We start from the raw sequence: 20,936 nt of genomic DNA, 5'->3' as shown, positions 1-20,936 counted from the left end.
CAATCAACATAAAGTACATGCTAATGCGCCTGGGGCACCATCACATAGACATTGCCATCTTCAACTTTGGTCTGCAGCAAGGGGAGAGGCGGCAATCCATACCTGTAGTTGAGGTTCTGGTGGATGCCAGTTTCTGTGAAGACGGCGCTATGGCATGGACAATGGAAGCTGCGATCGGCATCTTTCCACTGCACAATACAGCCCATATGCGTACAGGCGGCGGAGAGAGCGGTAATACTGGCGTTGGGATCGGCACTGTTTTTGGATCCCTGAGGATTGCGCAGCACATAGCCTGTAAGGGTAGGCGTGATAAAGCGAACCGCAGACTGGCCTAAATCAGCTAGCCGCACCACGAAGTGCCAGGTGATAGGGATACCAGACTCGATCTCAAGCCGGGTGGCGGGATATGGGGGGATAGAGAGCGTCTGGTCCGCTTTTTTGGCTGCGCTCTGCTGCTCTATCACGTGTTCCACACCACCACCCACTACCAGCGAAGCAGCAGCGATCGCGCCACCCATCAGCAGACGGCGTCGTGACACGAAGCGTACCGGCCTCCAGTGCACCTTCTTCCTGTCATCATCTCGCGACACGCCAACGGGTCTGGCGTTCTTTTCATCAGGGTGTAAATTGCTAGCAGGAGCTGGTATCTCTTCAGTATTGAGCTCCAGCAATTGCTGCTTCAGGTGCTCGACAAATTCTGGCTGCGGCTCAACGTTTTCCGGCGTGGCCGCTCGGAAAAACGCCGCCATCTGATAAATGCGCGCCTGCTCAGGAGTTAATTCAGCTGGAGGATGCGCCACCTGGCCAGACTGCAATCGCTCTATATAGCGCTCCAGCTCCAGGTAATCTTCAAATCTTTCCTGATCATCGCCCGCCATGATTGCTCTCCATTACGTAGGTATGTAGGTTAAATGCTGACAATTTGATTGAATGCATTATATGGCACAATGCCATATGCTTCAAAAAACAGTAACATTAAGTTCCGCCGCCCGCTTGAGTGCGCGAAACTGCAGCACCTTCACATTTGCTTCTGTCAGACCCAGTTTCTGTGCCGTTTCTCTGACTGAAAGATTGAGCAGGAAGCGGCACATAAGCACTTCGCGGTAGTTCTCTGGCAGCAAGCGTAAAAGCGCATGAGCTTTTTCTACAGGTGATTCATTTATCTCCGCCAGAGCTGGCTCGGCAGGACCCTCCCAGCCCTCATCTAGCAATGCCTCCAACGAGCTGGTCGACGCGCGATAGTAGTTGCGCCAGTAGTCCGCAATGGTCGTGCGCGCTACCTGGAAGAGCCATTTCTGCATGCTCTGCTGGCCCCGTTCTGCTTTCATGCTGTGGGCAGCTTTCATAAATATTTGCGCACACAGATCTTCCGCTTCTTCCCGATTACCCACCTTACTGTAAACGTAGCGGTAGATCACCCCAAGATGCTCCTGGTAAAAGGTTTGAAACGCCTCTTGTGCTTGCCCATGTGAATCGCTCGATGTATTCACACTGCCTCTCCGACTATTTCCTTTTTAATATAAAATAATTTAGATACTTCTATATTAAACATACGTTGCCAGGTTACGCTTTCAACACAGGCATACACTATTCCGAGTTCCCACTTTCCTTCCATATAACCTCTACAATTAAGGCGATTTGTAAAAAGGGAATAGAAATACTGCCCAGCATTGTTGATAATGGTGTAAGCATAATGGCAGAGGTCGTTGGTAAGAGATATATACTACGGTTAGGGTCTCATACAAACAACTCATTAGTAAAAGAAAGCGGTCTTCCTATGTTGTGCACCTCATCCTCTTCTTCAGTGCCGTCTGCTCAAGACTTTGTACAGTTCACATTAATACCTCCACCAAATGTGGTTCAGATTGCGGCCTCAACGTTACGTGCGCAATTGAATGATTCAACTATCCTCCTGCGTTCGGAGCCTGAAAACGCTGCAGAACCGCTTGTCCTTCCTATTTCTGACACGCATAGTCTGTCACTCTCTAACCATGGTTGGGAAAGTATGGCGCTCAGTCTACAACAGGCGCAAGGACAGGTTGAAATCAGCACTACGGCCCAGGAGCAGATGCTCCTTGTCAACTATGATCGCCTGTCAGTGTCCGGAGAACTCTATCCCACCCGCATGATGCTCCGTGGTGATGTCGTTTTATTACAGACACCCCATTCCACAGGCCATCAAGAATCCAACTAATAACGATAAAGCGGGGGTGAGGTGCAGAAACACGTAGTATGTGTTTCTGCACCTCACCCCCGCTTTTGATCCCACAGACACGGCCCTCCTATTTTTTCAAAAGCTCAAGGCAAATATAGTTTGACTAAAATCTACCTTTATACTCTACTTATAAACGATGAGCTACAGGTACAAATACTTGACAACAGCGCAACTATCACCGTATACTTTATCTAATAATCAAAAGAATCACTTAAAAACATGGCTATCCAGCATAGCTGAGGCAAACGAGGGATATACTTTATACGCCTGTCAAATTCTCCAAATGTATCTCGATAAATACTAAAGCCCAAAGAGTAATATGTGCAAGGCATAACCTATCAGGTGCATGCACCAGCTATCCTCACCGTATCAAACATATGTTCTAACCAAAAGAAAAAAAATAGAAAAAACACTCCGTGCCAATCTTAAAAGTCTGACCGTTGATCCCGTATAAGCAATCTGGTAGAGCCAGGCGACTTGCAAACAGCAAAACCTATCGTTCGTCCCGCTTAAGTATGCATTTCAGGCACATCATTTATAGGAAATGGGGTCGCCTGTTATGCATAAAATTACGAATTGTGACGAAAAAAGTCTCGTTGAGACTTTTTTGAAAGGACACTGGTAGCAATGGCGAAAGTACTTGGCATTGATCTAGGAACAACCAATTCAGCAATGGCGGTGATTGAAGCTGGTGAACCAACGGTATTGGAGAACAGTGAGGGATCACGCATTACGCCTTCAATTGTCGCGATTACCAAAGGTGGCGAGCGGCTGGTGGGACAGGTGGCGAAGCGCCAGGCTGTGACCAATCCAGAGAACACCATCTATTCGATTAAACGCCTGATGGGACGCAAGTTCAATGATCCCGAGGTGCAGCGCACCATCAAAATGGTCCCCTACAAGATCACATCTGCTCCCAATGGCGATGTGCGCGTGGTGATGGGCGGACGTGAATATAGCCCCCCAGAGATTTCTGCGATGATTCTGCAGAAGTTGCGCGTCGATGCGGAAGCAAAGCTGGGAGAACGCATTACCCAGGCCGTCATTACGGTTCCCGCTTACTTTAACGATACGCAGCGCCAGGCGACAAAAGACGCTGGCACCATCGCCGGGCTGGAGGTTTTGCGTATCATCAACGAGCCCACGGCAGCCTCTCTGGCGTATGGGCTGGATAAGAAACACGATGAAATTATTGCCGTCTATGATCTTGGTGGTGGTACGTTCGATATATCGATCCTACAGCTGGGTGAAGGGGTCTTTGAGGTTAAGGCGACCAATGGCGATACACACCTGGGCGGAGACGACTTTGATCAGCGCATCATCAACTGGCTGGTCGATGAGTTCCGCAAAGATCAGGGCATCGATCTGAGCAAAGATCGTATGGCTCTGCAACGCCTGAAGGAGGCAGCCGAGCGCGCCAAGGTTGAACTGTCGTCTTCGCAGCAAACAGAGATTAATCTGCCCTTCATCAGCGCGGATGCCAGCGGTCCACGCCATATGGTGATCACGCTGACGAGGCCCAAACTGGAACAGCTGGTAAGCGACCTGATTGAGAAGACGCGTGGTCCGGTTATGAAGGCCCTGGAAGACGCGGGCGTCAAGCCTAATGAGGTCAACGAGGTCGTCCTGGTCGGAGGACAGACACGCATGCCAGCAGTCGTCGATCTGGTGCGTAAGATCTTTGGCAAAGAACCGAATAAGGGCGTCAATCCCGATGAAGTCGTGGCTGTGGGCGCCGCCATCCAGGCAGGTGTGCTCCAGGGAGAGATGAAAGATGTGCTACTGCTCGATGTGACTCCGCTCTCACTGGGCGTTGAAACCATGGGCGGCGTGATGACAAAGCTGATCGAGCGCAACACAACCATTCCAGCGCGCAAGAGCGAGGTCTTTAGCACGGCGGAAGATAATCAATCGGCCGTGGATATCCATGTCCTGCAGGGCGAGCGCGAACTGGCGCGCGACAATAAGAGCCTGGGACGTTTCAGGTTGGAGGGAATCGCCCCGGCGCCGCGCGGCGTGCCACAAATCGATGTCGCTTTTGATATCGATGCCAATGGCATCCTTAATGTAACGGCGCGTGATAAGGCGACCGGTCGCGAGCAAAAGATTACGATCACGGCCTCCAGTGGTCTCTCCAAAGATGAGGTGGAAAAACTGGTGCGTGACGCCGAGCAGCATGCCCAGGAAGACCAGCGACGCCGCGAAGAGATTGAAGCACGCAACCGCGCCGATAGCGTGGCGTACCAGGCAGAGCGTACCCTGAAGGATGTCGGTGATAAGATTTCCTCCGATCTGCGTAACTCGATCGAGGGAAAAGTAAAGACGGTGCGCGAGGCTATGACCAGCAATGATACGACGCGCATGCGTTCGGCAACCAGCGAACTGGAAACCGAGATGCAAAAGATTGGACCAGAGATATACAGCCAACCCGCAGCAGGAACCGCAGGGGCCGGAACCGGACCTTCCACAGGAACACCACCTGATAGTGGTGATAGTGGTACCGTCGAAGGCGAATATCGCGAAGTCTAAAAGCTCATTTCGTCTTTGCTCACAGAGAAAGTGTGTCATGATGGCAAACTTTCTCTGTGAGCAACATATGTTTGCAAAGGTATAGAGAAAGCACGATGAACATTGAGCATTTTACTGAAAAATCGCGGGAAGCGGTGAGCTCGGCGGCCCAGATTGCGCGCGAGCACAATCATAACCAGGTGGAGGTAGAACATCTGCTGGCCGCACTACTGGCGCAAGAGGGTGGCGTCGTCCAGCAGATCATCACAAAAGCAGGAGGCAATCTGGCCGCTGCGCAGAAAGCCATCAATGACGAGCTAGAGCGTATGCCAAAGGTGTACGGTGGCAGTGAGCCGGGCATCTCTCCCCGGCTGCGCAAGCTACTGGAAGATGCCTGGAATGAGATGAACGCCTTCCATGATGAATACCTCAGCGTCGAGCACCTGTTGCTGGCAATGTTCAATATCAAAGATGGAGCGGTGCCACGGATATTACAGGCGGCGCGACTCACGCGAGAGAATGTACTACAGGCGCTCACCTCCATCAGAGGCGCGCAGCGCGTCACCGATCAAAATCCCGAAGGCAAGTACGAGGCGCTAGAGAAATATGGGCGCAATTTGACCACCCTGGCCCAGCAGGGAAAACTTGATCCAGTCATCGGCCGTGATGAAGAGATCCGGCGCGTCATCCAGGTGCTCAGCCGGCGCACAAAAAACAATCCGGTCCTCATCGGCGAGCCCGGCGTCGGCAAGACAGCGATCGTCGAAGGTCTGGCGCTGCGCATCGTGCGTGGCGATGTGCCCAGGACCCTGGCCAATAAACAGATCATATCATTGGATTTGAGCGCGCTGGTGGCCGGCGCCAAATATCGCGGCGAGTTCGAGGATCGTCTGAAGGCCGTCCTCAAAGAAGTGACAGGCTCCGAGGGCAATATCATCCTCTTTATCGATGAGCTCCATACCCTGGTCGGAGCGGGTGCGGCCGAGGGGGCGATGGACGCCTCGAATATGCTGAAGCCAATGCTGGCACGTGGAGAGCTGCACTGCATTGGTGCTACAACCCTGGATGAGTATCGCAAACATATTGAAAAGGATGCCGCGCTGGAGCGCCGCTTCCAGCCGATCATCGTTGAGCCGCCTTCAGTTGAAGATACAATCAGTATTTTGCGCGGGCTGAAACAGCGCTACGAAATCCATCACGGGGTGCGCATTACCGATGGGGCAATCGTCGCGGCAGCCGTGCTGTCAGATCGCTACATTACCGATCGCTTCTTGCCAGATAAGGCGATCGACCTGATTGATGAGGCCGCCAGTCGGCTGCGCGTGGAGTTGGATAGTACGCCAACCGAGATTGATGCGCTGGATCGGCGCATCCGTCAGCTTCAGGTGGAGCTTGAGGCGCTCAAGAAAGAGACTGACGAGGCCAGTAAGGAACGGCTGACGCGCGTCACTCAAGAGATTACATCCTTGCAAGAGCAGTTGGATGCACTGGAACAGGCTTTCGAGCGCGAACGTGCTCCGGTTGAGACGATCCAGCGTCTGACGAAAGAGCTGGAGCAGGCCCAGGTTGAACTGGAGCGGGCCGAGCGTGAATACAACTTTGAGAAGGCCGCTGAGCTACGTCATGGCACAATTCCAAAGCTGGAACAACAGATCACCGAGACCGAAGCACAACTTAGCAATATCAAGGGAAAACGTCTACTTAAAGAGGAGGTCGATGCCGAAGATATTGCCGAGGTAGTCGCTAAGTGGACGCATATCCCGGTCTCCAGACTGATGGAGGGCGAGATCGAAAAACTGGTCCATATGGAGGAGCGCCTGCGACTACGTGTGGTGGGACAGGAACTGGCACTCACCGCGGTCTCCAATGCCATCCGCCGCGCACGTGCCGGCCTGCAGGATCCTCACCGTCCACTCGCCAGCTTCCTCTTCCTGGGTCCTACTGGCGTCGGCAAGACAGAACTGGCCCGCGCTCTGGCGGAATTCCTGTTCGACGATGAGCGCGCCATCATTCGCATCGATATGTCCGAGTACATGGAGAAATATAGCGTATCACGTCTGATAGGAGCCCCCCCAGGATACGTTGGCTACGAGGAGGGTGGCCAGCTCACAGAGGCGGCGCGCCGTCGACCCTATAGCGTGGTGCTGTTCGATGAAATCGAGAAAGCGGCTCCAGAAGTGTTCAATACGCTGCTGCAGCTGCTCGACGATGGTCGCCTGACCGATGGGCAAGGGCGTACCGTTGATTTTAAGAACACGGTCATCATTATGACCAGCAACGTGGGTGTAGACTGGCTTAAAGAGCTTGAGCGATTGGATGAGGATGAGGTGCAGCGCCAGGTGCGTCAACGCCTGCGATCAGAGGGATTCCGCCCTGAGTTCATCAATCGCATCGACGAGATCGTTGTCTTCCATCCCATCACGCGCACACTGATGAAAGATATCGTTACCATCCAGCTCAATCGTCTGCGTCCACGCCTGGCTGATCGGCACATCACCCTGCGGGTAACGGATGCAGCGCTGGATCTGCTGGCCAGGATCGGCTACGATCCCCAATTTGGCGCTCGCACGCTCAAGCGCGTCATCCAGCGTGAGATCGAGAATCGCATTGCCAGCGATATTCTCAACGGCACCATCCATGACGGCGATACCATCAAAATCGACGCCAGAAACAGTAAAATCGTGATTGAGGTGGTACAATCTCAAGCACAACAAGCCACCTATGCAACCTGATCAAGCGAATCAAGAAGGCTATGGGTCTGGCATCTCATGGCCTTCTTGTAAAAAAGAAAGAATACACACCCATTCCTTAATTCTGAGAAGCCTCCTCTTTTTCGTTATTGTTTAGCGGAACAGTAAACCAGAATGTGGAACCCTCTCCCGGTATACTTTCAACCCCTACCTGCCCTCCATGCTGTTCGGCAATCGCCCGGCAAAGGGATAATCCAATGCCCAATCCAACATGGGGTACCTCATCATCTTCATTCGGCTCCCCACAGGACTGAGCACGATAAAAACGTTCCCATATACGCTGTTGCTCCTCCAGTGAGAGGCCCGGGCCCTCATCACTTACCGAGACGCGAGCAAAATCTGCGTCAGTCGTCAGGTGTATCACCACCAGTGTTGATGCTCTTGCATATTTTAACGCGTTCGAAAGGTAATTTGAAACAATCTGTTCCAGGCGATCGGGATCTCCATATACCAGCAACATATCAGAAGAGCGATCCCAGACAATACGCTTCCTGGCGTTCATACCTTCAAGGCGTTCAACCGCCTGGTCGACACAATCAATAAGGTTACAGTTAGTTCGTTTTATACGAAACATATTGCGTTGAATACGAGACGCATCCAGAAGGTCATCAACCAGGCGCGTTTCTATGACAGCCGATCTTTCGGCATAGTGTAAAGTTTTGAGCAGCGACTTTATCTGCGGATGCAGATGAACAGTCTCTGGAACGGAAAGCAGGTGTTTCTGAATTTTTCGGCACGCGAACTGGATATTGCCCTGGATACCAGTCAGTGGTGTCTTTAACTCATGGCAAATGATCCCTATGAACTCTTCAAGCTGATGTTGAGCATTTTTGCTGATATTTTCCTGTTCCTGAGCATGGCGGCGCGCTCGTTCGCGTTGATAGACAATGATAGAGATCATCGTACCAGTCAAAGCAAACAGGGCAATCGATATCAACTCATTTAGACTTAACCTCTGCAAGGCTAAGTGCGGAAACAATCGACCAAAAAGCAAGGGCTGGAAAAACAGGTCCAGGATCAAGCCGGTCCCAACCAGAAGCAAGCAGAGAGAAGGACCAATACCCCATATTGCTGCTGCGACCGTCACAAGAAGCAACAAGATGGTATTAATATGGGTTGAACTAATCGGAAAACCCGGGTTCCACACCAGAGGCGCAAGTGCCAGTACGAGAGCAACCAGTGGCAACGTAATCAGATAACCTACAAAAGGACGGCGCCATACCGAAAGCGGCTCCGCCATAGGTCTACGCGAGAAAGAAAGCCGGGCAGGCTGCTGGCTTTGAGATCGCTTCATTTCCTGGTTTCCTTTGTATCTTCTACCAATCAATCATATGGCTTTTCAATATGCTCAGTAGGTCATACGTACATCATTTATATGAGTGATTCTATCATCGTAGAACAAGCAAGAGAAAACTCAGCCTATGGAGAGTTAAACCCTCCGTCCTTCAGGGGAAGGGCGGAGGAAGAGTTGTGAGGACCGTTAGAGAAGATATATCGCGCTGACAGAGTAAATGGTGGGCAGGTAATCGGCAATCAGTTGCCAGTGGTCGCCACGATCGTTGCTGGCGAAGAGTTGTCCGGTATTGGTACCAACATAGACGCCGCAGGGATCAAGCGCATCCGTGCACATGCCGTGACGCAACACACCCAGGCGCACATTAGGCCCTTTCGGCAGACCCTGCGTCAGCGCCTCCCATTCCTCGCCCGCGTTCTGCGTGCGATAGACGGTAAACTGCTCGCTGAGGTTGTGGCGTCCCTCGCCTTCGACGATCGAGTACAGCGTTTCGGGATGGTATGGATCAAGGGCGAGAGGGAAACCGAAGTCAGAGGTCAGGTTGCTATGCACGTCGATCCAGTCGTCACCGGCATTTAAACTCTTGTAGAGACCGCAGTGATTCTGCTGATAGAGCATATCCGGCTCGTTGGGATGCTGCAGGAGGCGATGAATACACTGACCGAACTCTGGATAGCGATCGGGCTGAAAATCGGCGCGCGTATTCTTATTGGCGAACTTCCAGCTTTTGCCCCCATCATCGGTACGCAGGCAGCCCACAGCTGAAATACCTATCCACATGCGTTCGGGATTGGCATAATCAGCCACGATGGAATGTAGGCAGAGGCCACCTGCGCCTGGCTCCCAGCGTTCACGTGTGGGGTGCTCAAGCAGGGCCGTGTTTGGCTCCCATGTCTCGCCGCCGTTCGTGCTGATCCACAGACACGCCGGATCGGTACCGGCGTAAACGACACCTGGCTCCTGCGCACGACCCGGCTCGATATACCAGATATTTTTCAGGTTCAGACCACTATCGGGCGTGAACTGCACCCCCTGGCGCGGCTCTTGCCAGGTCTGACCAAAATCGTCGCTGTAGCGGATAAAAGATCCGAAGAAATCACCATTGTCGGCGGCGAACAGCCGATAATTGGCACGTGGATCACAGACCGCATAGAAAATGCGGCCGCTGAGCGCGGTGCTCTCAACCTCCCAATGTACGCGGTCGGAGGAAGAGAGCAGGAAGAGTCCTCGTTTCGTCCCCACTGTTAATACCACCGTACCCGAGGGATACCTTTTCCGTTGCGCCATGGCTCGATCTCCTTTACGAAAGTGAGACTGCTGTCAGCCTCCAGCAACCGAGGGGATGACGCGAATACGTACCCCTGCGGTAATGGGCGTATCAAGGCCTTGTAGATAGCGAATATTGGCCTGGTCAATAAAGATGTTGACATATGAACGCAGTTCACCAGTCTCGTAGCAGAGATGGAAACGAAGTCCTGGAAACTGGTGCTCCAGGTCCGCAATAATATCACGAATCGTTGCCCCTTCTACATTCAGGTAAGCCTGCTGATTGGTTCTCTCGCGCAGCATCGGCGGGAGAATCACCTGGGCGATTGGCATAGCCATGATCCTCTTTTACGTTGATAACCTTCCCATGCCTATGATGAACAGCGCAGTGCGCTCCCTATTAGTCAGTATAATTGTGACAGCTCAAAAAAACTTCTTCCATCTTGCTCTTTTCATCATCACGATAATAGGCTAAAAAGCATATCGGGCGTGCTTTTTGGCCTATTATCATCACTATAGTTCAGTTATACAGGTGAAAGAGAGTAGGAGCGGGCTACAGCCTCATATTGAGAGATGCAAGAGAAGGTGGAAAAAGCGCTAGGATTATACACGCGAAGCTGGTACAATTACAGCAGAGAAATTTGGCTGCATACATGCAAAGGAGGGCATGAAGGTGATACGTCATCATGGAAGACGACGCTTGCAGACACTGGTACGTTTAGGGGTGCTCACACTCGTCATTGTAGCAGGCACACTGTTGTCAATCAGCGATAGACAACAAGCATACGCGGACTATAGCGTGACCGTGTATCCGAGTCAACAGTTTCAAACGATCCAGGGCTGGGGCACAAGCATGGCCTGGTGGGCCAACTGGGCCGGCAGTCTGAGCGATAGCCAGCGTGTACCGCTCGCCGATAAGCTATTTGATCCAAATACGGGCATCGGGCTCAATGTGCTGCGCTATAACTTTGGCGCCGATGGTCCTGGTAATGTGTGCCACAATTCGATCGCCAGCGGTAAGGCTGGCATCTACACCAACATTCCATCCTATGAGCCGACCAGCGGCAGCTATGACTGGAGCCAGGACGCCAATCAGCGCTGGGTGCTGCAGGCTGCCCAGGCCAGAGGAGCCAATATCTTTGAGGGCTTTGTCAATTCACCACCCGCCTGGATGACCACCAATAGCTGTACCTCTGGCGCTAGCGGCAACGCGGAGAACATCAGCAGCGGCCACTACGACGACTACGCCAGCTATCTATCCACCATCGCCCAGCATTTTCACGATACCTGGGGTCTGACGCTTCAGACGATCGAGCCGTTCAACGAGCCAACGCCCGGCTATTGGAACTACGATGGCGATCAGGAGGGGACCAACGTTTCGACCGTGACGCAGAATACGATTGTCAATAAGCTGGGCGCAAAACTCGATCAGACAGGGGTATCGGCCTATTCACAGGTATCGGCCCCTGATGATACCTCCGTCGATCGCTCCAACAACGACTATAATTCCTATGATGGTAGCGCGAAGGGCTACGTGGCGCAGTATAATACGCACACCTATGGTGGCAGCACCGGTGATCGTGACTACGCTTACAACAACATCGGCCAGGCTGGCAATAAACGGCTATGGATGTCGGAATGGGGAGCAGGCGCTCAGAGCAGTCCGATCGCGGCCGGTATCACCCTATCACAGGAGATTCTCACCGATGAGCAACACCTGCATCCCTCCTCCTGGGTCATCTGGCAGGCAGCGGATAACTACTTCTCATCGGGCGGCTCCGGCAACAATGGCTCGATCAACGATCTATGGGGACTGGCCAGCACCGACAGCAATGGCAATATTATCTATCCTTCCCGTTACTACGCCATGGGCAACTATAGCAAGTTTGTCCGTCCCGGCTATAAGATGATCGAGAATAGCGATAGCAATACCTTTAGCGCCTACGATGCAGGTTCACAAACCCTGGTTCTCGTCTCGACCAACAGTTCTTCTAGCAGCACCAACGTTACCTATAACCTGTCCAACTTCAATAGTGTAGGCAGTTCGGCAACCCCCTACCAGACAACAGCCAGCCAGAATCTGGCTCAGCTCGCGAACGTCTCTATCACCAATAACGCTTTTACCAGTACGCTACCCGCACAATCGATCACTACCTTTGTAATTCACAACGTTACCTATAGCGGGGCGGGGGCCGTCACGGAAGTCGATGACTCAGTGCAGGGCACAGGCATCAATCAGTTCAACTATTCAGCCAACTGGGGACACTGTACCGGCGGCTGTGGCAATGATACATCGGGCCTGTACAATGGCAGCAATAGCTGGAGTGGTACGGCCGGGGCTACAGCCAGCGTGCAGTTTAACGGTTCGCGCATTCGCCTCTTCGGGGTTAAAGATAGCAATGAGGGGATCGCCACTGTCTCCATTGATGGTGGAACGGCCAGGGAGGTAGATTTCTACGCCGCCCAACGCGCCGGCAATCAGTTGATGTGGGAGAGCCCACAGCTCTCATCAGGTACGCATACGCTCAAGATCACGGTCACCGGCCGTAAAAATCCACAGAGCAGCAATGTCTGGCCCGCGCTCGACCGTGTCGAGATCGATCCACCAGCAGCAACCAATCTGCTCTCCAACGCCGGTTTTGAAAGCGGTGGTCTGTCTCCATGGAGCGGCGAGCTGCATCCATCACTGGCAGGAGTCGAGACCAACTATCCACATAGCGGCACCTATGATGCTTACCTGCATCCAACCTCTTCCAGTGATGTTGGTATGTTCCAGACCATTACGGCCCCGACCACACGTACCTATACCCTGACCGCCTATGCCGCCAATAACACCGGCAATGTACAGTTTGGAGCCGACGTCAATGGTACACAGGTAAGAAACCTCAATGTCACCGGGAATGTGGGCTATCAGTTCTACACCACCACGTTTAGCGCTACGGCGGGACAGAGCATTAAGGTCTGGTATTATGCACACGCCATCAATGGCTGGGCCACTATCGACGATGTCAGCCTGACCTGAGTCTGATCGCGAGTCATACTATATTGGGATGTATAGCCGCCTGGAGAATAAAAGTTCTTCGGCGGCTATCCTCGTTCTACCTCTGCTACATAGTAGCGTAGAAAGAAGACGAATAATGTTTTCTTATCATAACAGATTATGAGCCCGTGAAACCGCTCACAGAAGACAATTATCGCCTGTATATTTTACTGCTTGACTCTTTCTGTAGCCCTTCCACGTACAAATAGTGAGATACTAGATCAGTTTGTGCAATTAATTGGTTTTAGGGAGGTCATGGTAGTGTTCATCACCACAAATCAAAGAAGGTTCGGTTATCGAGTAAGTAGTAGCATTCTATTTTTAACTATGCTACTACTCGTTTCCTTTATACTTAATGCTTGCGGAAGCACAAGCACAACTTCGAAAAAAGCGAATCCTTTATGGGTGGGCGAAGTCGGCGATGAGTATATCGACAATTTTAATCCTTATGCGTCAGCATCCGGCGGGCCACCAGCCGATATGATCTATGAATCATTATTATTTACAAATTATGCCAATGGGACGATGAATCCCTGGCTGGCTACCAAATATCAGTTTAGCGATAATAATAAACAGCTTACCTTTACGCTCAAGGATAATGTAAAGTGGAATGATAACCAGCCCTTTACCTCTAAAGACGTTAAATTCACCTTGGATGCGATGAAACAGTACCCGGGCATGGATGTCAGCGCCATCTGGAAATATTTGACAGATGTTACGGCACCCGATGATCATACCGTGACGCTTCATTTCAAAACGGCGAATACGCCCATGCTCTGGTATCTGGGACGATTGCAGATGCTGCCCGCCCATATCTGGTCGAAAGTTGGCGATCCAACCAAATACGTCGATAAAACGCCGGTGGGTACGGGACCCTTCAAGCTGAAGACCTTTACACCACAGATGGTAACGTTGACGAAGAATACAAGTTACTGGCAACCTGGCAAGCCGGCATTCAATGAGATCAATTATCCAATCTATAAATCAAATGATACGCTGGTCCTGCAGCTTATCAGCAATAAATTGGATATGGCGCAGGTGTTTACGCCCAACCTGGAGCGAAACTACGTTCAGAAGGATCCAACCAACCACCATTTCTGGTTGTATCCAAACGCGACGCTTATGTTCTATCCCAATAACGCTAAGAAACCATTCAACCAGGTAGCGGTTCGCAAGGCTATCAGCCAGGCGCTCGATCGTTCAAAGATGTCGAAGGTAGCGGAAAATGGCTATATGCAGGTCGCCAATCCAACCGCCCTCATTCTGCCGGCGGCCAAGGATTATCTGGCTCCCGAGTATGCCAATCTCTCGTTCAAGCCAGACGTGCAGCAGGCGAAAAAGACCCTGGAGGATGCTGGCTATACACTGGGTAAAGACGGAGTGTACGTCGGCAAGGATGGGACGCGCCTGTCGTTCAAGATCGATGTGCCCAACTCGTATAGCGATGAGATCCTGCTCTGCCAGGTGGCGTCACAAAATCTGAAGGCTGCGGGTATCGATGCCAGTGTGAATACGCTCTCGTATACCGATTGGTACAATAACAAGCAGAATGGACAGTATGACATCACCGTCGACTCCGATGGCGGTGGCCTGACTCCATACTATTATTACAACCGTACTCTCAATAGCGCGCGCAGCGCACCCATTGGTACATCATCACAGTCCAATTTCGCTCGCTGGCAAGATCCACATACAGACGCGTTGCTGAACCAGTATGCCGCAACCAGCGATCAGAACGTCCAGAAACAGACGATGCAGGGAATTGAGAAAATCTTTGTTGAGCAGGTTCCGACGATCCCTCTGCTCGACGCCCCTGTGTGGTTTGAGTACAACTCGTCACGCTTTACCGGCTGGCCATCAAAGGATAATCCATATGTAACGGCTGCTTCTCCCTTACAGATCATGCTAGCTATCAAGCCTCGCTAGAGATGCTGTATTCCCGGCGCGCCAGGAATACGCGTCTCTTCCGAACAGGAGGGTGCTTGAGGCACCCGATACGGCTTGAAGTGTTGGTGCAGCGGGCGCGCAATGCGCGCCCGCTGCACCAACACTTCAATGAGCCTTTTTTAAGGAGTTAGCGGATGCGCTACTTACTACGTAGAATTAGTTTCTATATTGTTACGGCCTGGGTTTCGCTCACCATCAATTTTTTCTTGCCCCGGTTGGTACCTGGGGACCCGGCTCAGGCCATTCTGGCTCGCTTTCGCGATAAGAATCCAAGCCCGGAAATGATTCAGGCCCTGGAAATTCAATTTGGTATTTCTCATGATCCCCTCTGGGTACAATATCTTCAATATCTCAACAATCTCTTTCATGGCAATCTAGGTGTATCAACCAACTATTTCCCGACTGCGGTATCGACGATCATTGCACAGCGTATGCCCTGGACGCTGGGTCTGGGCCTGGTAACACTGCTGATCAGTTTTATCCTTGGTACACTGCTGGGAGTTTTAAATGCCTGGAAACGTGGTACGAGGGTTGATACGATCATTTCACCAATGATTATGATGCTCTCTGGTATTCCATATTTCTGGCTGGCCTTTATCTGCCTGTACGTCTTTGGGTTTACGTTCAACTGGTTCCCGCTGAATGGCGGCTATGATGAGGGGCTGGTCCCCTCCTTTGATCCCGACTTTATGCTGAGCGTTCTCTCGCATGCGATACTGCCAGCTCTGACCATTATTGTGTCTTCCCTGGCCGGTTGGATGCTGACGATGCGCAATACTATGATCACTACACTCTCGGAAGATTATATATTGATGGCACAGGCTAAAGGATTGAGTCGGGGACGGGTAATGTTGCGCTACGCGGCCCGCAATGCTATCCTTCCTAGCATCACCAGCTTTGCACTCGCGCTGGGCTTTATCGTCTCGGGTCAGTTGCTGACCGAGACCGTCTTTTCCTATCCAGGTATTGGCTTCGCCTTCGTTCAGGCGATCGGTGATAAAGACTATGCCTTGATGCAGGGCGTGTTTCTGATTCTTTCACTGGCTGTACTGGCCGCCAACTTTATTGCCGACCTCACATATGCAGCACTCGATCCACGAGTGCGGGTAGGAGGTAAGTAAGATATGGCCACAACCCCTCCTTTTAACGCAGCACCAATGCCAGACAATAGCAATGAACAATTTATTGCGTTGACCGAAACTGCCGATCAACAGAGTGGCAAACCATCCGGAGGTAAGCGTCCCAGAGCCAACCTGCTATCGCGCTTCTGGCACATCCTCATCATCAATCCAAAGATGATGACAGGCTGTATCATTGTGGGCATCTTTGTCCTGCTGGCCATTTTTGGCCCAATGATCGCTCGCTATGATCCAACAGCCCTGACACTGGATATCCTGGAGCCCCCGTCCTCGGCCCACTGGCTGGGCACAACCCAATCAGGGCAGGACGTTTTTGCACAGTTGATGATCGGGACACGTTCCTCCATTTTATGGGGCTTCGTAGCAGGCGTCATCGTCACATTTATTTATACTGTTGTTGGTCTGACTTCGGGCTACTTTGGTGGCCTCGTTGACGATATCCTGACCTTTGTGACCAATGTGTTCCTGGTTTTGCCAGGTTTCCCACTGGCCCTGCTGCTGGCCGCCTATATTCCCTATAAGGGACCACTGACGGTGGCCATTGTCATTGCGATCACCGGCTGGGCGGGACACGCGCGCATCATTCGCGCCCAGACGCTCTCGATGCGTCAGCGCGACTTCATTGAGGCCGCGCAGGCCAGCGGCATTAGCACGGCGAAGATCATCTTTGATGAGATGCTGCCCAATATGCTGGCGATCATCGCCGCTGGCTTTGTCGGGACCATGCTTTCCGTCGTACTGGCGGCCGCGGGTCTGGAATTTCTGGGTCTGGGTGATATCCGCAGCGTCAGCTGGGGCAGTATGTTCTACTGGGCACAGAATGGACAGGCACTGATTCAGGGAGCATGGTGGTGGTTTGTGCCACCCGGCGCCTGCGTGGTGCTCTTAGGAGCTGGTTTAACCTTTATCAATATCGGTATCGACGAGGTGGCGGATCCACGCCTGCGCCAACATCGCAGACTCTTCAAACGCAACCGAGGAGAAGAGAATCAGGCAGCGCCAATTCCACCAGTGGCAGTTTCAACGGCAGAAAAGGAGCGCGAATCATAATGGGGCAGGATAGTAGTGATACAACAACGTTGCTGGATGTGCAACACCTTTGTGTTGATTATGAGGCGGAAAATGGGACCGTGCATGCCGTCAATGATGTCAGCTTTAAGCTCGGGCGTGGCGAGATTCTTGGGCTGGCTGGTGAAAGTGGTAGCGGCAAATCAACGCTGGCCTATGCGGTAGCCCGGCTGCTGCGTCCACCGGCCGTGATTACTCAGGGACAGGCGCTCTACTATGGCCTCCCTTCCTCCGAGAGGGCAGACAGCGCTGGACGACGTCGGCGGCCAGCGACCAGTGATTCTACATTTGGGGGCAACGCGCCGCTCGATGTTTTACATGCTTCGGCGTCCCAGCTCCAGAAGTTGCGCTGGAGCGAGATCGCAGTCGTCTTTCAAAGCGCTATGAACGCGCTGAATCCGGTGATGACGATTAAGGATCAAATCATCGACGTGCTGCATACGCACCGTCCCGGAATGGATAGACAGGCGCTGCGAGAACGAGTGGGTGAACTGTTACAGTTAGTCGGCATCTCGCCGGATCGTCAGTACAGTTATCCTCATGAACTGAGCGGTGGCATGCGCCAGCGAGCCATTATCGCCATCGCCTTGGCGCTCAATCCCGAACTGGTAATCCTCGATGAGCCAACCACTGCTCTGGATGTAGTAGTGCAGCGCGAAATTTTGACGGAGATTCTGCGCCTGCGCACGCAGTTGAACTTTGCGGTTATCTTTATTACCCATGATCTTTCGCTCCTGCTGGAGGTCGCCGATCAGATCGCCATTATGTACGCAGGCCGCATCGTTGAGACTGGCACGCGGGGAGATATCTATCGGCATCCGCGTCATCCCTATAGCTATGGCCTGCTCAATGCCTTTCCGTCGCTGGTTGGTCCGAAGAGAAAAATGTATAGCATTCCAGGCTCACCCCCCGATCTACGCCATGTCCCATCCGGTTGCGCCTTTAGAACACGCTGCCCCATGGTCTTTGACGCCTGCCCGAAATATATCCCGCCCCTGGTCTCACATAAAGACGAGCAACAGCCTCAAGCGGAGACGCAGGAAGAGGAGCGATCAAAGGTGGCCTGCCACCTCTACGATAAAGCCTACCGCGAACAGGCACCCACTATTGAGGAGATTGAACAGGGTTATGCCCTGGTGTCAGAGAAACGTGGAAGGAGAGCATAGTGCAAAAAATCGATCAGCCGGAGAATCATTTAGCCGAAGAAGAGCAGCCAGATGCCATTTTAGAGGCGCTGCATATACGGAAGTATTTTGCCAGTCGGCAAGGAGGTCCATTGCGGGCGCGAGCCTTTATCCACGCGGTAGAGGATGTCTCCCTGGCCCTCTATCCTGGTAAAGCCACCGCCCTGGTCGGTGAAAGCGGCAGCGGCAAATCTACCATGGCGCGTCTGCTTGCGCGCATGTATGATCCAACAGAGGGCGAGATTCGCTTTCGGGGGCAACCCATCAACCTGAAGAAGCGCAGCTCGGGAGTGCTGCGTGAATATCGCCGCCACGTACAACTTATTTTTCAGGATCCCTTTTCCTCGCTCAATCCAGTCCATACCATTCGCCACCACCTGGCGGGTCCCCTGCGTGTATATCGGCGCGTTCGCTCACGCGCGGAGGAAGAGGAGCTGTTGCTTGAACTTTTGCAGCGCGTAAATCTGGAACCTGCCGAACAATTCATCGATAAATATCCGCATCAACTCAGTGGCGGTCAGCGGCAGCGTATCGCGATCGCGCGTGCCCTGGCGGTGCAGCCCGAGGTTCTGCTGGCCGACGAACCCGTGTCGATGCTCGACGTCTCTATCCGCCTGGATATTCTCAATCTGCTGCTCAACCTGAAAGATGAAGAGAGGCTGGCCCTGCTCTTTATCACGCATGACATCGCCAGCGCCCGCTACTTTGCGGAGGAGACAGTGGTGATGTACGCGGGCCAGCTCGTCGAAGGCGGTCCCAGTGATGAAGTCATCCAACATCCGGCTCATCCCTATACGCAGCTGCTGATCTCTGCCGCTCCTAACCCGGCCCGCAGCAATCTTGATGCAGCAGAATCACCGGAGTTGGTTGAGCTACCCGCGCGTGGCGAGATCCCTGGCCTGCTGCATCCACCTAGCGGATGTCGCTTTCATACACGCTGCCCTCATGCCATGCCAGTCTGTAAGCAGCGCTTCCCAGAGCGTACCGATCTGGGAGGAGGCCACTGGACCAACTGCTTTCTATACAACACACCTGAAGAGTAAGAGGATAGAGTTTTGCCAGAGGGTATACAGAGAGCAGCGGTGCCGCGGCACCGCTGCTCTCTGTATACCCTCTGGCAAAACTCTATCTGACGAGATTATCTTGTTTACTTTTTTTGTTCTGCTTCGTGAACAAGTATAGTAACAAACCATAATATGTTACATAAATGCAAAAAAGAAAATATTACTTAAAGAAGAGATTAGGAGATATAAAGCATGAAAGCAGTTGTATTTCATGATATCGGTGATATACGCCTTGAGGACGTGCCAGAGCCACAGATAGAGCAGCCCACTGATGCGATCGTAAAGTTAACCTCCAGCGCCATCTGCGGGACTGACCTGCACATGGTGCGCGGTACCTTTTCCGGCATGGTGCCGGGCACGATCCTGGGACATGAAGGCGTCGGCATTGTGGAGCAGATCGGCTCCGATGTAAGAAATCTCAAGGTCGGCGATCGAGTGGTCATCCCTTCTACCATCGCCTGTGGCTATTGCTCTTACTGCCGTGCCGGCTACTACTCCCAATGTGACAACGCCAATCCCAATGGGAAGTCAGCCGGTACCGCCTTCTTTGGTGGCCCCAAGGAAACTGGTCCATTTAATGGACTTCAGGCTGAGAAGGCCCGCGTCCCATTCGCCAATGCCAATCTGGTTAAGCTCCCACAGGAAGTAACTGATGATAAGGCAATTCTTATCTCGGACATCTTCCCAACCGGCTACTTCGGAGCCGATATGGCGAATATTAAACCAGGTCATACGGTGGCGGTCTTCGGCTGTGGACCGGTCGGACTGTTCGCTATCGCGAGCGCCAAATTGATGGATGCAGGACGCATCTTCGCCATCGATACCATCCCTTCGCGCCTGGAAAAAGCTCGCGAATTAGGGGCGGAAGTTATCGACTATAACGCAGAAGATCCCGTGGAGGCCCTCAAACGCCTGACCGGCGGCATTGGCGTCGATAGCGCCATTGATGCGGTTGGCGTGGATGCCAATAAACCCCAATCGGGTCCCGCGGCCGAGCAGGCACAGCAGCAGTCGGAAACTTTCCAGCAGGAAGTGCAGAAGGTCGCGCCACAGACCAATCCGCAGGGCGATAACTGGCATCCCGGCGATGCGCCATCCCAGGTCTCTGAATGGGCGGTGCAGGCTCTGGCCAAGGCCGGTACCCTATCCGTCATTGGCGTCTACCCGCCTACCGATCAGTTCTTCCCGATCGGTATGGCCATGAACAAGAATCTCACCATCAATATGGGAAATTGCAATCACCGCAAATACGTCCCTCACCTGGTTGAGTTGGTACGTGTAAACGCCATCGATCCAACGACGATCCTGACCCAGGTTGATGAGATGAGTAATGCCATCGATGCCTACAAAATCTTCGATCAGCGCCAGCAGGGCTGGCACAAAGTAGAGCTTGTGCCAGGTATGTAGCTGATAACCACCAAAGGAGAGCATTGGAGGGGCACCTGCAAGGGCGTCCCTCCA

15 protein-coding genes are annotated in these 20,936 nt (G+C 52.6%); 10 read left to right on the top strand and 5 right to left on the bottom strand.

What is annotated here, in order from left to right; translation table 11 throughout:
* Nucleotides 1–20 precede the first annotated feature (20 nt).
* Entirely contained in the window at nucleotides 21–878 is an 858-nt protein-coding gene (locus KTT_RS34795; protein ID WP_126602730.1) for a QcrA and Rieske domain-containing protein, read from the bottom strand.
* A gap of 81 nt (nucleotides 879–959) precedes the next feature.
* Nucleotides 960–1,490 carry an RNA polymerase sigma factor gene (locus KTT_RS34790; RefSeq protein WP_126602727.1) on the bottom strand — a complete coding sequence of 177 codons (531 nt, stop codon included), beginning with the start codon at nucleotides 1,488–1,490 and terminating at the stop codon, nucleotides 960–962.
* Between the two features lie 515 nt (nucleotides 1,491–2,005).
* On the opposite strand from KTT_RS34790, the gene KTT_RS34785 reads away from it, so the two are divergent.
* The 3 genes from KTT_RS34785 (at nucleotide 2,006) to clpB (ending at nucleotide 7,455) form a co-directional block, all read left to right on the top strand.
* Complete coding sequence (locus tag KTT_RS34785) at nucleotides 2,006–2,194, top strand: hypothetical protein (protein ID WP_126602725.1); 189 nt, start codon at nucleotides 2,006–2,008, stop codon at nucleotides 2,192–2,194.
* 648 nt (nucleotides 2,195–2,842) lie between these two features.
* Nucleotides 2,843–4,744, top strand: a complete 1,902-nt coding sequence (dnaK, locus tag KTT_RS34780) for a molecular chaperone DnaK (protein ID WP_126602724.1) — start codon at nucleotides 2,843–2,845, stop codon at nucleotides 4,742–4,744.
* A 95-nt stretch (nucleotides 4,745–4,839) separates the two neighbouring features.
* Entirely contained in the window at nucleotides 4,840–7,455 is a 2,616-nt protein-coding gene (gene clpB, locus KTT_RS34775; protein ID WP_126602722.1) for an ATP-dependent chaperone ClpB, read from the top strand.
* Between the two features lie 76 nt (nucleotides 7,456–7,531).
* On the opposite strand, the gene KTT_RS34770 is transcribed toward clpB, so the two are convergent.
* From KTT_RS34770 to KTT_RS34760, 3 genes are all read right to left on the bottom strand, one after another.
* Entirely contained in the window at nucleotides 7,532–8,713 is a 1,182-nt protein-coding gene (locus tag KTT_RS34770) for a sensor histidine kinase (RefSeq protein ID WP_160146360.1), read from the bottom strand.
* Between the two features lie 240 nt (nucleotides 8,714–8,953).
* Nucleotides 8,954–10,054: a beta propeller repeat protein gene (locus KTT_RS34765; protein WP_126602718.1), complete on the bottom strand. Its 1,101-nt coding sequence runs from the start codon at nucleotides 10,052–10,054 to the stop codon at nucleotides 8,954–8,956.
* Nucleotides 10,055–10,087: 33 nt separating this feature from the next.
* A complete protein-coding gene (locus tag KTT_RS34760; protein ID WP_126602716.1) occupies nucleotides 10,088–10,372 on the bottom strand; it encodes a MoaD/ThiS family protein in 285 nt (94 codons plus the stop codon).
* 334 nt (nucleotides 10,373–10,706) lie between these two features.
* On the opposite strand from KTT_RS34760, the gene KTT_RS34755 reads away from it, so the two are divergent.
* From KTT_RS34755 to KTT_RS34725, 7 genes are all read left to right on the top strand, one after another.
* Nucleotides 10,707–13,055: a glycoside hydrolase gene (locus KTT_RS34755; RefSeq protein WP_160146359.1), complete on the top strand. Its 2,349-nt coding sequence runs from the start codon at nucleotides 10,707–10,709 to the stop codon at nucleotides 13,053–13,055.
* A 423-nt stretch (nucleotides 13,056–13,478) separates the two neighbouring features.
* On the top strand, nucleotides 13,479–14,999 hold the full coding sequence (locus tag KTT_RS34750) for an ABC transporter substrate-binding protein (protein WP_160146358.1): 1,521 nt from the start codon (nucleotides 13,479–13,481) through the stop codon (nucleotides 14,997–14,999).
* Between the two features lie 155 nt (nucleotides 15,000–15,154).
* Nucleotides 15,155–16,141 carry an ABC transporter permease gene (locus KTT_RS34745; RefSeq protein ID WP_126602710.1) on the top strand — a complete coding sequence of 329 codons (987 nt, stop codon included), beginning with the start codon at nucleotides 15,155–15,157 and terminating at the stop codon, nucleotides 16,139–16,141.
* 3 nt (nucleotides 16,142–16,144) lie between these two features.
* The gene (locus KTT_RS34740; protein ID WP_126602708.1) at nucleotides 16,145–17,209 is read left to right on the top strand and encodes an ABC transporter permease; all 1,065 of its coding nucleotides are present in this window, start codon (nucleotides 16,145–16,147) and stop codon (nucleotides 17,207–17,209) included.
* Nucleotides 17,209–18,393: an ABC transporter ATP-binding protein gene (locus KTT_RS34735; RefSeq protein ID WP_126602707.1), complete on the top strand. Its 1,185-nt coding sequence runs from the start codon at nucleotides 17,209–17,211 to the stop codon at nucleotides 18,391–18,393. Before KTT_RS34740 ends, KTT_RS34735 begins: the two co-directional genes overlap by 1 nt.
* Nucleotides 18,393–19,454: an ABC transporter ATP-binding protein gene (locus KTT_RS34730; protein WP_218031079.1), complete on the top strand. Its 1,062-nt coding sequence runs from the start codon at nucleotides 18,393–18,395 to the stop codon at nucleotides 19,452–19,454. Before KTT_RS34735 ends, KTT_RS34730 begins: the two co-directional genes overlap by 1 nt.
* Nucleotides 19,455–19,667: 213 nt before the next feature.
* The gene (locus KTT_RS34725) at nucleotides 19,668–20,882 is read left to right on the top strand and encodes a zinc-dependent alcohol dehydrogenase (protein WP_126602705.1); all 1,215 of its coding nucleotides are present in this window, start codon (nucleotides 19,668–19,670) and stop codon (nucleotides 20,880–20,882) included.
* Nucleotides 20,883–20,936 lie beyond the last annotated feature (54 nt).

This window comes from Dictyobacter aurantiacus, from assembly GCF_003967515.1.
Taxonomy (GTDB): Bacteria; Chloroflexota; Ktedonobacteria; order Ktedonobacterales; family Ktedonobacteraceae; genus Dictyobacter; species Dictyobacter aurantiacus.
This window is presented reverse-complemented; position numbering and strand designations above follow the sequence as displayed.

Bases quoted from the DNA above. Each gene is read 5' to 3' on its own strand.
- KTT_RS34770 (WP_160146360.1), bottom strand. From the start codon at position 8,713: ATGGCGGAGCCGCTTTCGGTATGGCGCCGTCCTTTTGTAGGTTATCTG.
- KTT_RS34740 (WP_126602708.1), top strand. From the start codon at position 16,145: ATGGCCACAACCCCTCCTTTTAACGCAGCACCAATGCCAGACAATAGC.
- KTT_RS34795 (WP_126602730.1), bottom strand. From the start codon at position 878: ATGGCGGGCGATGATCAGGAAAGATTTGAAGATTACCTGGAGCTGGAG.
- KTT_RS34785 (WP_126602725.1), top strand. From the start codon at position 2,006: ATGGCGCTCAGTCTACAACAGGCGCAAGGACAGGTTGAAATCAGCACT.
- clpB (WP_126602722.1), top strand. From the start codon at position 4,840: ATGAACATTGAGCATTTTACTGAAAAATCGCGGGAAGCGGTGAGCTCG.
- KTT_RS34760 (WP_126602716.1), bottom strand. From the start codon at position 10,372: ATGGCTATGCCAATCGCCCAGGTGATTCTCCCGCCGATGCTGCGCGAG.
- KTT_RS34745 (WP_126602710.1), top strand. From the start codon at position 15,155: ATGCGCTACTTACTACGTAGAATTAGTTTCTATATTGTTACGGCCTGG.
- KTT_RS34735 (WP_126602707.1), top strand. From the start codon at position 17,209: ATGGGGCAGGATAGTAGTGATACAACAACGTTGCTGGATGTGCAACAC.
- KTT_RS34765 (WP_126602718.1), bottom strand. From the start codon at position 10,054: ATGGCGCAACGGAAAAGGTATCCCTCGGGTACGGTGGTATTAACAGTG.
- dnaK (WP_126602724.1), top strand. From the start codon at position 2,843: ATGGCGAAAGTACTTGGCATTGATCTAGGAACAACCAATTCAGCAATG.
- KTT_RS34725 (WP_126602705.1), top strand. From the start codon at position 19,668: ATGAAAGCAGTTGTATTTCATGATATCGGTGATATACGCCTTGAGGAC.